The 12392-nt window shown below is 33.6% G+C and carries 14 protein-coding genes and 5 pseudogenes; 13 read left to right on the forward strand and 6 right to left on the reverse strand.

The genetic code is table 11. From position 1 onward, the window contains the following. Positions 1–321: 321 nt before the first annotated feature. Both GL301_RS05665 and GL301_RS05670 read right to left on the reverse strand, forming a co-directional pair. Positions 322–657: a hypothetical protein gene (locus GL301_RS05665; protein ID WP_010958848.1), complete on the reverse strand. Its 336-nt coding sequence runs from the start codon at positions 655–657 to the stop codon at positions 322–324. Then, the gene (locus GL301_RS05670) at positions 632–1444 is read right to left on the reverse strand and encodes a hypothetical protein (RefSeq protein WP_010958849.1); all 813 of its coding nucleotides are present in this window, start codon (positions 1442–1444) and stop codon (positions 632–634) included. The genes GL301_RS05665 and GL301_RS05670 overlap by 26 nt, the downstream gene beginning before the upstream one ends. A gap of 405 nt (positions 1445–1849) precedes the next feature. Between GL301_RS05670 and GL301_RS05675 the strand changes: the two are divergent. The 11 genes and pseudogenes from GL301_RS05675 to GL301_RS05720 all read left to right on the forward strand — a co-directional run bounded on the left by GL301_RS05675 (position 1850) and on the right by GL301_RS05720 (position 6108). Continuing rightward, positions 1850–2133, forward strand: a pseudogene (locus GL301_RS05675) (DUF3130 family protein). Beyond that, positions 2134–2485: pseudogene (locus GL301_RS05680) on the forward strand (hypothetical protein). After that, positions 2470–2628: pseudogene (locus GL301_RS05685) on the forward strand (T7SS effector LXG polymorphic toxin); the annotation flags it as partial. The pseudogenes GL301_RS05680 and GL301_RS05685, both read left to right, overlap by 16 nt. An 11-nt stretch (positions 2629–2639) precedes the next feature. Beyond that, on the forward strand, positions 2640–3008 hold the full coding sequence (locus tag GL301_RS05690; protein WP_003726992.1) for a hypothetical protein: 369 nt from the start codon (positions 2640–2642) through the stop codon (positions 3006–3008). A 36-nt stretch (positions 3009–3044) separates the two neighbouring features. Then, positions 3045–3464, forward strand: a complete 420-nt coding sequence (locus GL301_RS05695) for a hypothetical protein (RefSeq protein ID WP_003730950.1) — start codon at positions 3045–3047, stop codon at positions 3462–3464. A gap of 85 nt (positions 3465–3549) precedes the next feature. Further along, entirely contained in the window at positions 3550–4023 is a 474-nt protein-coding gene (locus GL301_RS05700; protein WP_010958851.1) for a hypothetical protein, read from the forward strand. Continuing rightward, positions 4013–4450: a hypothetical protein gene (locus tag GL301_RS05705; RefSeq protein ID WP_003730951.1), complete on the forward strand. Its 438-nt coding sequence runs from the start codon at positions 4013–4015 to the stop codon at positions 4448–4450. Before GL301_RS05700 ends, GL301_RS05705 begins: the two co-directional genes overlap by 11 nt. Positions 4451–4492: 42 nt before the next feature. Further along, a pseudogene (locus GL301_RS14465) lies at positions 4493–4593 on the forward strand (hypothetical protein); the annotation flags it as partial. A gap of 260 nt (positions 4594–4853) precedes the next feature. Further along, positions 4854–5192 carry a hypothetical protein gene (locus GL301_RS05710; RefSeq protein ID WP_003726988.1) on the forward strand — a complete coding sequence of 113 codons (339 nt, stop codon included), beginning with the start codon at positions 4854–4856 and terminating at the stop codon, positions 5190–5192. A 17-nt stretch (positions 5193–5209) separates the two neighbouring features. Next, positions 5210–5663: pseudogene (locus GL301_RS05715) on the forward strand (GNAT family N-acetyltransferase). Next, the gene (locus tag GL301_RS05720) at positions 5653–6108 is read left to right on the forward strand and encodes a MepB family protein (protein WP_003724669.1); all 456 of its coding nucleotides are present in this window, start codon (positions 5653–5655) and stop codon (positions 6106–6108) included. The pseudogene GL301_RS05715 and the gene GL301_RS05720 overlap by 11 nt, the downstream one beginning before the upstream one ends. Before the next feature lie 13 nt (positions 6109–6121). On the opposite strand, the gene GL301_RS05725 is transcribed toward GL301_RS05720, so the two are convergent. The 3 genes from GL301_RS05725 to GL301_RS05735 are packed head-to-tail and all read right to left on the reverse strand — an operon-like array spanning position 6122 to position 8429. Beyond that, positions 6122–7144 carry an alpha/beta hydrolase family protein gene (locus GL301_RS05725; protein WP_038329514.1) on the reverse strand — a complete coding sequence of 341 codons (1023 nt, stop codon included), beginning with the start codon at positions 7142–7144 and terminating at the stop codon, positions 6122–6124. After that, a complete protein-coding gene (locus tag GL301_RS05730) occupies positions 7117–7713 on the reverse strand; it encodes a GNAT family N-acetyltransferase (RefSeq protein WP_003734762.1) in 597 nt (198 codons plus the stop codon). Before GL301_RS05730 ends, GL301_RS05725 begins: the two co-directional genes overlap by 28 nt. Beyond that, the gene (locus tag GL301_RS05735; protein WP_010958853.1) at positions 7710–8429 is read right to left on the reverse strand and encodes a MerR family transcriptional regulator; all 720 of its coding nucleotides are present in this window, start codon (positions 8427–8429) and stop codon (positions 7710–7712) included. The genes GL301_RS05730 and GL301_RS05735 overlap by 4 nt, the downstream gene beginning before the upstream one ends. Before the next feature lie 250 nt (positions 8430–8679). Here GL301_RS05735 and GL301_RS05740 point away from each other — a divergent pair, with 250 nt between their 5' ends. Together GL301_RS05740 and GL301_RS05745 are read left to right on the forward strand one after the other, a co-directional pair. Continuing rightward, positions 8680–10395 carry an ABC transporter ATP-binding protein/permease gene (locus GL301_RS05740; protein ID WP_010958854.1) on the forward strand — a complete coding sequence of 572 codons (1716 nt, stop codon included), beginning with the start codon at positions 8680–8682 and terminating at the stop codon, positions 10393–10395. A gap of 1 nt (position 10396) precedes the next feature. After that, entirely contained in the window at positions 10397–12043 is a 1647-nt protein-coding gene (locus GL301_RS05745; RefSeq protein ID WP_070298290.1) for an amino acid ABC transporter ATP-binding/permease protein, read from the forward strand. A gap of 38 nt (positions 12044–12081) precedes the next feature. On the opposite strand, the gene GL301_RS05750 is transcribed toward GL301_RS05745, so the two are convergent. Then, entirely contained in the window at positions 12082–12390 is a 309-nt protein-coding gene (locus GL301_RS05750) for a putative quinol monooxygenase (protein WP_010958856.1), read from the reverse strand. Positions 12391–12392: the final 2 nt, after the last annotated feature.

The raw sequence follows: 12392 nt of genomic DNA on the forward strand, positions 1-12392 counted from the left end.
ATATAACATTATGGATTTTAATAGAATTAGCGTATTTATATATTTTGTTATGAATGGTTAGTTAATTCGCCTTGTTGAAAAGTTGAAATTTAATATTCTAGAGGCAATATTTTTAGATTAAAGTGATAACTTTTTGATAACAGAAATTTTATAAGAGTCAAATAATATGGAAGATACGAATTTTAAATGTATAAGATAGAGTTAAAATTAACCTAAAATGTTCAATAAATTAATTATCTTGCTGAGTGGTAACAATAATAGGTGAGTCAGAAACCCTTATCTTTCAAGGATTTTTGACTTTTTTATTAGGAGTGCACTTTATTAATCCCAATCCCAACATATACTATTGTAATTTATAGTAAATAAAGATAGTAAATAATCCTCCAACTTCTGTGAGGTTTTATAAAGTTCATCAAAATATTGATTGTAATTCATACCATCATAACAACTTTCTATAAGTCCATACATTGGTAAAGAAGGATTGTAAAATTTCTGCAAAATTACAGGAGAACCTTTTTTATCGATTAAATCATAATGCATCATACAATTTCTAAAAGAAGATGAGAGAACCTTGAAACCGTCATTGTTAGTAAGGTAATCATCAATTTCAGGGATATTAAAATCTTTTGTGCTATTTTGTTTTAAATGTTGTATCACTTTTTTTTATTCCAAGGATGGTGTTATGAACATTGATATACATTATCCTTAAAAGCCAAGTTTCCCTTTTCTTCAAAATAGGGATAAGCATATTATTTGTAAAACCTACTGTTGAAAGCATATGTAAGAATATAAGGTTAGTTTCTTTATTAAATTGATCACTAAAAAAAACATTTTCTTTATTAGTATTAAAATCAATATAACCATATTTAGGAATATCATTATGATTAATTTTGTTGTTTTTTTCAATGTTGGAGTAACAGTGGTGCACAAGAATTTCTGCAGTTTCTTCACCTAGCCTTTTTCCAACTATAAATGTATGTTCATTCATTGAAACACTCTTATTTTTCGGGATATTTAGATAAAAATTTGCAAGTTGTGTGTTAAATATTACTTTGCCATATTTATCAAAGTATACTCCAAGATTTAAATGAGTATTTAATTTTTTTGTGAAACGAAATCTTAACAAGCTTTTAAAATATTCATTTTCTTGATTGTCTGAATTATACGCCATTTTTTTACCTTTAGAAAATTTTTCAGTGAATATTTTTAAACCATTACGTATGTCAGTTACCTCCTTGTTGGCTTCATTGTTATTTGAATTAATATTTAGAAATTCTTTTGCAGACTTACAGTAAAGAGCACAAAAAGGAATTAAAGATAAGCTTATTACGCTATCGTTAGCATTTATCAGTAAGTCAACTAGCGTTAATCCATCTTGTTCTATGAGATTCTTTGCCACCATTCTTAAAACATCATTGTAGTTGTTTGCACTCAGTTTTTTCACCCCACCCAATAAAATATAAGATTATTCTATTAACAAAAATAATCTTGGATATATAAAGTATATCCAAGATTCAATCATACAACAATTACTCATTTTTATTGAATAAATTTTTATATTAATTTTAATTATATATCATTAATTAGTTTTTACCTCTTTTAAATCAATATCATTTAATAGATTTAACAAGTCTACTTCTAAGTCATAATAAAATTCTCATTTCTATCCGTCAGAGAAAAGTTGACTTTAACTAAATGATATTGATTTTTGCATTTCAGATCATAAAGAATATTCTTTGACATCAATTATTTACAATGCCATTTTCAATGCTACTAAATGACAATCCAAGAAAATGTCATTATAATAGAACCATGATACAACCTTCACATACAGAAAGGGAAAACAACCATGACAAAAATTCGTATTAATAAAGAAAAAATGATTAATCATGCCACAACCCTAGGTGATAGTGCGGGGAAATTAGATTACTATCCTTTGAAAAATGAAAACATGAGTTATACGCAAACTAATTCTATCCACCTTCTTCGAGAATCATTACTTGAACTACTTGAAGCATCGAAAATTTAGGGACTGTTGCACAAGATGATGCTACTCGAATCAAGCAAATGGGGGAAGCTTTTGCAAAACAAGATAAATCCATCAGCCAGAAGATGAATTTGGAGCTGCGTTAAGTGGATAAACGTACCCAAGAATTAGGTGAAATAAAAAAAAATGGAGCGAGAAGATGACGCTCTATACGCGATTAAAAATAAAATTAGACATTTAGAGGATATGGAAGAAGATATTCATCAAGCTAGACGCGAAATCGATGACATCCTTTACCATATGAAAGAAGTTTGGCGAGGAGAACATGCAGAGCATACTTTTTGGCAAATAGAAGACGAGGTAAATCATTACAACCGGAGAACTGCTTGCATGACTAACGATATTCATACCGAACTAAATAATGAGCAAAAAAAGCATCGACAAAATCTCCACGCGCTCGAAACTAAACAACAGGATATTAAAAAGGAGATGACGTAGCTATGGCTACGAAGTCGACTGTAGAAAACTTATACATCGCTGGGACTAAACAACTTACGGGTTTTGGGCGTGAATATGAATACTTACTACAACATGGTTATACTTATGATGTAAAAACAAGTACAATGAAGTTGAAGAAATGAGGAATTCAAGCATGAAATTAGACGATAATGCAAAAGAAATAATCCTTAAAAAAAGTGAATTTCTACTCCAAAACAATTTTAAATTAATAGAAATAACGGATGCTACTATCACATTTTCAAACAAGAAAATTGCTTTTGTCATCGGTTATGAAAGATATGATAATGTAAGTAATATTAATATAAAGTTTTTGGAAGAAAATGAAATGTTTAATCTTGGATGGATTGCTTTTGTAAGAAGAAATCAGATACCGCTCCCTCAGAATAAATTAGATAATATATTAGAGTTACTTGATTATGCTGAAAAAAATTATGCTAAAGTTATTAACTTACAATTTTGCCAAGAAAGTAGAGGAATGGTAGAAGACTTCTTGAAAGAGTAATAACTGGAATTATAGTAAAAAAAGGACTGTAATCAATTGGATTTTCACAAAGAAGTTGAAAAAATATTCAAAGGATATGAGCAAAATTATCAATTGAAGCTAACTAAAATAAATAATAATGAAGTTGCTTTCATCGGAGAAAATTATGCTTTAGGTATAGGATGGAGCGCGGACGGGATAGATTTGCATTATTTCAAACTAAATAATTCGGTGCTCTGTAAATTTAGTTTGGATAATTTATTGAATAGAAAGCTAACTCAAATCGAAAGAGAAGGGTTACTTCCAAGTGAAACAATTTACAAGAAAATAATTAATGAATTAATAATCTGCGAAAGAGTATTCAATAATCATTTTCAAGAATTGCTACGGGGTGAAACATTAAGCGACTATGGAAATAAAGAATTTGTTTCGAATTTGGAGAAGAGTATTATTGAACGTGAACTATTGACTCGATAATAATGCATATTAGGAGAACCGCATTATTCCTATGAATTTGATTGCATAAAATCTTAATACAAAAATAACAAAGTTGGTGGAATTAATGGAGTTTAAGCACGAAGTAGAAAATAACTTTGCGGATATAATTCAAGAATATCAATTTAACTTAATTAAAGTAAATGAAGACGAAATAATGTTATTACATCCTAATTATGCTCTAACTATTTGGAAAAGTAGAGAAGGTATTGATATTTATTACCTGTTTCTTCATAGCTTAGAAAAAGTGAAAATAACCAATTTCTTATTTTCAAATTATGAAAAAGATTTGTTAGCCAATATAACTCCTGCAAAGAATTTGACCGACCAAATTTCTAACAGCTTACTTATTCATGCGAGAGGTTTAAGTAAATATTTCCATGAATTGTTATCTGGTCAAAATGACTGGGTAAAGGAGTTTAAAGGGAATAAGTTTTATAATGAGCCGAGAGCTATTAACAAAGACGAGTATTCAGCCTATCAAACTATTATAAAAAATATCAATGGCAAAAAAATTGAAGGATTTCAAAATGAAATATGAAGCTGATTTTATAAATAGATTCAAATCATTAATAGAAGAATTCCAGTTAAATTATAAAGTTATATCTGAAGAGGAGCTAGCACTTTTTGGTTCAAATTTTGCGCTTGTTTTTTTGATTCATTTTGATGAAGTTTCTTTGAATTTTGTATGCCGTGATAAAGATAATTCGCTTGTCAGTTATGATGTATGGTCTTATTTTTTGCATGTCTTTGATGATAAAGATAGGGAGAATTTGCCAAAATATAATTCTGTGCAGGAACGGGTTGATATTTCGTTTTTAATACTTGCAAGAGGTCTTCCGCGTCATTGGAGTAGTGTGCTTAATGGAGATGACAAGTGGTTGGAAGATTATGAGCGATATGAATTAGCCAGTGTTCCTAGAGAAGTAATCGGGGACTTAAAGGATAGTTTGAGTTTATATATTTAACCAAGAAATGTTGAGAATGTAACAGCAAAGAGGAGTTCAACCATGAAAATAGACGGTAACTCAAAAGAAATAATCCTTAAAAAAGTGAATTTCTACTCCATAATAATTTTAAATTAATCGAAATAAAAATAACGGATGTCACAACTTATTAATTAGAAAAGCTCCCTAAAATCTCTTTTTATTTCACAAATAATAATGTACTATGAAAACATGGGAGATTCAAATACGAGAGGAGAAAAGAAAATCAATCATACACAAAAGGGTAAAATTGATTTCACTTTCTTTGTGTTTATGCTTTTAACCTTTAATAATTCAAAAAACATCAAGGGATTTTTGTATTTAGAACAACAACGTATAAACAGCAGTGTAATCCAGCACAATAATTTTAAAGGAGCGTAACTTTATGAACGAATTTCCAGTTGTATTTGAACCAGAGTTTATGACAATTTATTTACTTGTTATCATCGGTATATTTTCTACAACACTGGCTTTATCGCTTGAAAAATATAAGTTTACTATAGCGGGGAAAGCGTTGATTGGGATGTGCTTTATATCCCTGTTCGTATTATTTGTTTATATATGGGTGGGGGGGATTTCTTCAGAAACAAACGAATTAATCATGAGCCCTATTGGGTTTCTCAGTGTATTGCTCTTTACTACACATCCATATATTTTCTTAATACTTGCAATCTTGCTCGGCGGGGAAAAGAAACCGCCACATGTGCCCAAACCTAAAAAATAAATAGGAAGTTGAAAAATATGATACTTATAAATAAACGAGCGAAAAAACAAGATTACCAGACAATTTTAGCGATTTGGGAAAAGTCAGTTATTGCAACGCATGATTTTTTAGCTGCGGAAGATAGGCAGTTTTACAAAGAACAAATTCCTTTGTTTCTAGATAATGTGGAACTGTTCTTATGGTTCGCTGGTGAAGAGGTTGTTGGTTTTAGTGGGACGAGCGAGCGGGAACTAGATATGTTGTTTTTAGAGCCGATAGCTACGGGTAATGGTTATGGGAGTCAAATTCTTAGTTGGCTAATAGAAAATAAGCAGATAAATTTGGTGGATGTGAATGAACAAAATGAAAATGCCACGAGATTTTATTTGAAGCATGGATTTGTGGTTTCTTCTAGAAGTGACGCGGACGGTTTTGGGAAGCCTTATCCAATTCTTCATTTGCAACTGAAGGGAGAGAGTTAATGGAGTATGAACAGCTGTTACAAAGCGAACTTGGTGAACTTGAAATAATTCGGGAAGAACTACAAAACAAAGAATATCGAGGAATGATTGTAAAAACGGCTAAAGATGGGACAATGACTCGTACGCGTTTGGCGAAGAAAACGGATAAAAAGGCAGGGTACTTTGTTGCTTTTTGGGAGAAAGATGAATTTGGTAAGAATTGTCCTTTTGATGAGAATGATAGCGCTGATTTTTTATGTATTGTTGTTATTGATGATGATTTGAACGGTATATTTGTTTTTCCAAGGCAGTGTTTAATTGAAAAGGGAATTTTAACTAGTGAAGCTGGTATTGGAAAAATGGCTGCTAGATTTTATCCAACGTGGTGTCAGGATTTAAATAAAACAGCGAGAAAAACGCAAGCTTGGCAACAGGCGTATTTTAAAAATTATTCTATAAGAAAAGAAGACCATTAATTGGGTCTTCTTTTTATTGTTTAGAAACTACTTGCACGCAGTAATCTAAGTAAGCATCGTCTACTAGAAAATATTTTGGAACCATTAAGCCAACAATATTGATGAGTAGTTCTGAATTAGCGATGGCAGGATTAATCATTTGATGCGAGACATTTGGGATGGTTTGGGTTTCTAGGTTTTCTTTTTTGATTTGTTGGGTGTAAACTTCTTTTGTTTCTGCTGAATCAACATTTTTATCTTTTTCAGCTAAGACGAGATAGATTTTTGCTTTTATTTTTGAAAGGTCTAGGGTGGCATCTTGGTTCATGTTTTTGCGAATGAAGTTGTAGCGATCCGGAGTCATTTCTTCTTTACCGCCATTTTGTTTGTAGCTTTCGTAGGTTTTATTTTTAGAAATAAGGGTGCTGTCGGTGAGGAAATTTTGTTGTGCTTGCTTGACTTCTTTCGTTGTTTTACCAGCGTCTTTCGCTTGCCAGCCGGTGTTATATTCTCCTTGTCGCATCCAGTTGATAGCAGGGGCGGCAAGGATTGAGAAAGCAATCTCATTATTTGCATTCATTGCTTTTGGGATCACCCAGCCGGCTTGACTAGCGCCCCATAAGCCGATTTTGGTGGTGCTATCAGGATACTTCACTTTCATCCACTCAATAACTTGGTTGACTTCGTTTGCGCGGTCTTCCATGGACTGATTTAGCCAATTGCCTGAGGAGTTACCAACGCCTAATTTATCCCAAGAAACAGATATATATCCTTGTTTGGCAAAGCGTTCCATTAGCGGTCTATAGCCACCGTTTTGAGTTGCTTCTTGTGCCCCGTCACCATGAACAAACACAATAATGCCTTTTGGTTTCTCGTGTTTTGGAGTTGTCACGACCGCAGAAAGTTTTCCACCAGTAGTTGGGATTGTGACTCTTGTTTCGTTCATTTCGAAATTATTTCCGATGAAAAGAATCGCTACTAATATGACGATGATTGCGCTCATTACGATAGTTATTTTTTTCCAACGTTTCATTGTATCCACTCCATTTTTCGCCATTCTTTGATACCGGTGAGTACTCCCATCAATGTGCTATTTTCTTTTTGAATCACTTGGAAGCCTAAATTTCTATACAGCTTGTAGGCACGATTATTGTTCTTGGCAACGTATAGAGTAATCTTTTCATCATGAAAGGTTTCTAGGCAATGAGAAATTAGCGTTTTTCCAATACCTTGACCACGAAAATTTGGCGAAACGGTTATAAAGTCAATATATCGTTCATTTTGAACAGGTTTGTGTGATAGAAGACTGAGTAAGAAAATTAATTTGAGGCACTGTGAAAATGGTAAAAATTTTCTTAGGTTTTGATATAGCTTTTGATGTGAGTCACTCTTGCCCGTTACAAACATGCAACCGCAAACTAGCTCATCTTGTATTGCAATTAGTAGGTTTTCGCCTTTTTCTGTATAAATGTAATGGCAAAAAGCATATATAATGTCATGTGCTTCTGTTTCTTTGAATAGCATTTTTGTGAACTTTGATTTGAACCCTGCGAAAACTAAAGACGCTATTTCTTCAATGATGCAATCTTTTTCAAATGAATCGATGCTTTTAATAGAAAGGGTCATAGCGGCACTTCCATTGTGTAAACCATTGCGTCCGGATAGGCGAGTGAAGGATAGATGTTTTCGTATAATATCATGCTTGTTCTAGGATATTTTAATTCTTCCAAAAATAGTTGGATTTGCGTTTCAATAGTTGCTTCATCTTTGGCAATAAAAGATTTACAAGCGTATTCGCCAGCCGGAAAAGTATAATCACTTCTTTTTTTTATGCTTTTAAGGCAGATTATACCAGTGTCTTGTTTGGAGAAAATGTAAAAAGGTTCCTCTAAATCTGGTAAATTGTGTTTTGCAGCTTGGGAGTAGTTGATAGTGTTATGATCAATTATTTGGTTAGGAACTTTTTTAAAATAACGATTGTCTTTAGCTACAAAAGTGATTTCATTTAAACGCATTTCTTTTTGCGAATGGATGATTTTCTGAATCGTTTTCTGAATTCCTACTAACTCTTCTATTTTTTGTTGCAAATCTTGTTCAGCCTGCTCTAATATGGGAGTCACTTTTTCACCAAGCAAACTTTCTTTGATTTCTTGAATAGAAAAGCCAATTTTTCTAAAAAGAATAATTTGATATAAACGGTAAATATCCGTTTCTTCAAAATAATAATAGCCATTTTCAGGATTTCTTTTAGGAACTAGAATACCTTCATCAATATAATGACGGATTTTATATTTAGATATTTGAAAAAGTTGCGCGATTTCGCCACTGGAAAGAGTATGCATCTGAAAACCTCCTTGTGATTTAGTTTTAGTATAAACTATGTGGTTACCACGCGGTCAAATAAAAAAAATAAATGACAATGAGAATCATTATCAAACGCTGATTTTTGTGATATAATAAACAAAGATTTATTAATGGGGGTTAGCAAGCAAATGGGAAAAGTAGTATTGAAAATGGCTTATACTGCCGAAAAATCAAAGAAAGTATTAAGGTATCTTGAAACGAACCTTAATGTAACTCGGGGGAAGTACAATGATTGATAAGCGTTTGTTTCAACTGGTTGAAAAGAAATCTTTAGTGTTATTAATTCTTTTTCGTGTGCTTAGTTTAGGGCTGATGATTGGTCTTTGGTTTGTTTTTGCTCAACAATTAACGCATTATTTAGAGGGCCAAAGTGTCGATTGGTTATGGCTTATTGGAACGGTTTTAGTCGTTTTAGTTGGCAAAGCGATACTTACAAAATTAGCGGAGAAACAAATTTACCAAGCATCGGCGGAATTGCGTTTATCAATGAGGCGCGCTGTGATGGAAAAAGCTTTTCGGTTAGGCAACAACGAAGGACAGCTACCGGCATCAACTTTAACGCAGCTCGCGGTAGATGGGATTGAACAATTAGAAATTTATTATTCGCGTTTTTTACCGCAATTATTTTATTGTCTCATCGCTTCTTTGATGATTTTTGGAAGTTTAGTTGGATTTGCTTGGCAGCCGGCGATTGTGCTATTAATTTGTATGCCGATGATTCCGATAGTTATTATGGCAGTGATGAAAATTGCTAAACGGATTTTGAGTGGTTATTGGTCGGATTATACGAATTTAGGAACCAAATTTCATGAAAATTTAAGTGGGTTGAGTATTTTGAAGGCTTATGAACAAGATAAATATAAGCAAGAGGAAATTGTTTCTGATGCGGAACGTTTCCGTAAAGCTACGATGAGTTTGTTATCGATGCAACTGAATTCAATTACGATTATGGATATTATTTCGTATAGTGGAGCGGCACTTGGTATTGGTATGTCGTTAATTATGTTCACAAATGGGAATATAAGCATGACTGGTATGTTGATGTTCTTACTACTAAGCGCCGAATTCTTTATTCCAATGCGTCAACTCGGATCTTTATTCCATGTGGCGATGAATGGGATTAGTGCTTGTAGTAAATTATTCGCTTATTTAGAGTTAAAAGAACAAGTTTATGGCTCAGTAGAATTAGCTAAACCGTTAGAAAAAATGGAAGTTCGTCATTTGACATATACATATGAAGAGGGTAAAGCTAAAGCACTGCAAGATATATCAGTAAATTTCAATAAAGGAAGTTTTTCAGCACTTGTCGGAAAGTCTGGTTCAGGAAAAAGTACGTTTGTCCGAGTATTATTAAATCAATTACCTGGTTATCAAGGGGAAATTGTTTGGAATGATGTACCTTTAGCTAGTTTGAGCGGGGAAACTATTCGTAAACAAGCTGTGTTAGTAGATAATCATGGTTATCTTTATGCAAATAGAATTCGGGAAAATTTATTAATTGGTAATCCAGCTGCTAATGATAGCGATTTATGGAATGTTTTGGAGCAGGTTAGTTTGGCTGATTTTGTTCGGAAGTTACCCGAGCAATTAAATGAGAATTTAGAAGAGAATGGAAGTAATTTATCTGGTGGGCAAAGACAGCGATTGTTACTGGCGAGAGCATTGCTATGTCAAGCGGAAGTCTATGTTTTCGATGAAATTACGTCTGGTGTGGATTTGGAAAGTGAAAAAATTATTCTTTTGGTGTTGCAGAAATTAGCTAAAGAAAAAATCGTGCTCTTTATTTCGCATCGCTTATATAATGTTTTGGATGCGGATCAGGTACTCGTTTTTGATGCGGGGAAATTGCTGGAAGTGGCGAGCCCAGAACGATTACAGCAAGAATCTAATTACTTCAAAAACTACTTTTTAGAAGAAGAAGCATTGCTGAAAGGGGGAGCATGACATGTCAGAATGGACAATTATTGGCTGGTTGTTAAAGTTTGTTAAGCCATTACGAGGAAAGATGATTTTGGCGATTTTACTTGGTATTATTAGTAATTTATCGGTTATCATGATTTCTTTAATCGGTACGTATGGCATTATCACGGTAATTTTACAGCAGCATCTGAATCCTTATAAATGGCTATTTGTAATGGTTGCTTGTGGGGTGGTTCGCGGTTTGGCACGATATTCGGAACAGTATTTAAATCATAATATTGCCTTTCGTTTGCTTGCAATTATTCGTGAACGTATTTTTGCGACTTTGCGGAAACTAGGACCTGCTCGTTTATCTGGAAAGAAAAGTGGTGATTTAGTTGCTGCGATTACAACAGATGTCGAGGCCTTGGAAGTGTTTTTCGCGCATACTATTTCACCAGTTTTTATAGCACTAGGTACGACGATTGTAACTGTTGGCTTTTTGGCAAGCTATGATGTTGGTTTAGCGCTGATACTTTTGTTAGGACAAATCTTGGTTGGTGTCGTTTTGCCAGTGATTAGTTATAAACGAAATAAAAAAATCGGAACGGCTTATCAACAAGAATTCGTTGGGCTCAATCAAATGGTAATGGAAAGCATTGCAAGTTTACAAGATATATTCCAGTTTAAATTGGGCGAAGAGCGTTTGAGTAAATTAGAAACACAAGGTGAAAAGCTCAATAAGCAGTATAAAAAAAGAATAAAACAAGGAAGCGAACTCCAAATATTTGGTGAATGGGTGCTAATTGGTACGGCGACTTTAATTTTAGTGCTAGGTAGTCTTTGGCAATTACCGCTTGAAACAGTATTAATTGGAACTGTGCTTAGTCTGAGCTCTTTTGGATCGGTATTGGCATTAAATGCTTTAGGAACAGCGCTGTTAACTACTTTTGCTAGTGGTAAGCGATTATATACATTAACAGAAGAAAAACCTGTGGTATTATTTAACGGTCAGCTTGAACTATCGGATTTTGAAAGTGCGGAGTTAGATAAAGTGAGTTTTAGTCATGATGGAAAACAACCACTTTTAAACGAAATTTCGCTAGCGCTTCCTAAGAGGAAATGGCTCGGCATCGGTGGGGAAAGTGGCAGCGGGAAAAGTACCCTAGTAAAACTACTGATGCGTTACTGGGATCCAAAAGGTCGGATTAAATTAAATGATAACGCACTCCCTGAAATTACAGAGTCTTCGCTTTATCGACTAGAAGGTGTAATGGAGCAAAGTACATTCTTGTTTGAAGATACACTTGGTAATAATATTCGTTTAGGAAAAAAAGATGCTACTTTGGAAGAAGTTAAAGAGGCCGCCCGAAAAGCTGCTATCGATACATGGATTGAGACTTTGCCAGAAGGATATGACACGATTATTGGCGGGCAATCACGAAATTTATCAGACGGCGAACGCCAGCGAATTGGCTTAGCTAGACTATTTCTCCATGATGCCCCGTTGTTATTATTAGATGAACCAACAAGCAATTTGGATTACATTAATGAACAAGCGATTTTAAACACGCTCCGTTCAGAAATTCAAGATAAAACGGTGCTCGTAATTTCTCACCGAGCAACAACATTAGACTTGGCAGAAGAACAATTATTTATAGAAAATGGTGCATTGAAAAGTGTAGCAAAATAAATAAAAACAGCTTGCATAGTTTACAAGCTGTTTTTTATTTATAAATCTACTATCTCTGAGCTTTCGAAAAATTCAACCGTGTCAAGTTTCGCTGCAAAAAATTCTTTTGTATAGTTCTGTTCGTGATGATAGTAAAAGGCATCCTGATTCTGCCAAATTTCCCACAAAGCAAATCTGCCGAGTGCACTTTCTAAAGGAACAATCTCGAATAAAACACAACCGGGTTCTTTCACCGTTTTAGCGCGTAACGCCTCCAAATGTTCGACTAGCTGTTCATAAGAAACTTTCCCGGTAGTTTGAATAACTGCTGTGCAATATAAATAATTTGCGTTTTCTTTTAAATACATTT

Origin of the sequence: Listeria sp. LM90SB2 (assembly GCF_028867355.1) — a bacterium.
GTDB classification, from domain to species: Bacteria; Bacillota; Bacilli; order Lactobacillales; family Listeriaceae; genus Listeria; species Listeria monocytogenes_B.

Excerpts from the sequence above, each read along its gene's own strand:
- GL301_RS05690 (WP_003726992.1), top strand. The coding sequence starts at position 2,640 with ATGAAATTAGACGATAATGCAAAAGAAATAATCCTTAAAAAAAGTGAA.
- GL301_RS05700 (WP_010958851.1), top strand. The coding sequence starts at position 3,550 with ATGGAGTTTAAGCACGAAGTAGAAAATAACTTTGCGGATATAATTCAA.
- GL301_RS05705 (WP_003730951.1), top strand. The coding sequence starts at position 4,013 with ATGAAATATGAAGCTGATTTTATAAATAGATTCAAATCATTAATAGAA.
- GL301_RS05710 (WP_003726988.1), top strand. The coding sequence starts at position 4,854 with ATGAACGAATTTCCAGTTGTATTTGAACCAGAGTTTATGACAATTTAT.
- GL301_RS05720 (WP_003724669.1), top strand. The coding sequence starts at position 5,653 with ATGGAGTATGAACAGCTGTTACAAAGCGAACTTGGTGAACTTGAAATA.
- GL301_RS05725 (WP_038329514.1), bottom strand. The coding sequence starts at position 7,144 with ATGGCGAAAAATGGAGTGGATACAATGAAACGTTGGAAAAAAATAACT.
- GL301_RS05730 (WP_003734762.1), bottom strand. The coding sequence starts at position 7,713 with ATGACCCTTTCTATTAAAAGCATCGATTCATTTGAAAAAGATTGCATC.
- GL301_RS05735 (WP_010958853.1), bottom strand. The coding sequence starts at position 8,429 with ATGCATACTCTTTCCAGTGGCGAAATCGCGCAACTTTTTCAAATATCT.
- GL301_RS05740 (WP_010958854.1), top strand. The coding sequence starts at position 8,680 with ATGATTGATAAGCGTTTGTTTCAACTGGTTGAAAAGAAATCTTTAGTG.
- GL301_RS05745 (WP_070298290.1), top strand. The coding sequence starts at position 10,397 with ATGTCAGAATGGACAATTATTGGCTGGTTGTTAAAGTTTGTTAAGCCA.
- GL301_RS05750 (WP_010958856.1), bottom strand. The coding sequence starts at position 12,390 with ATGTATTTAAAAGAAAACGCAAATTATTTATATTGCACAGCAGTTATT.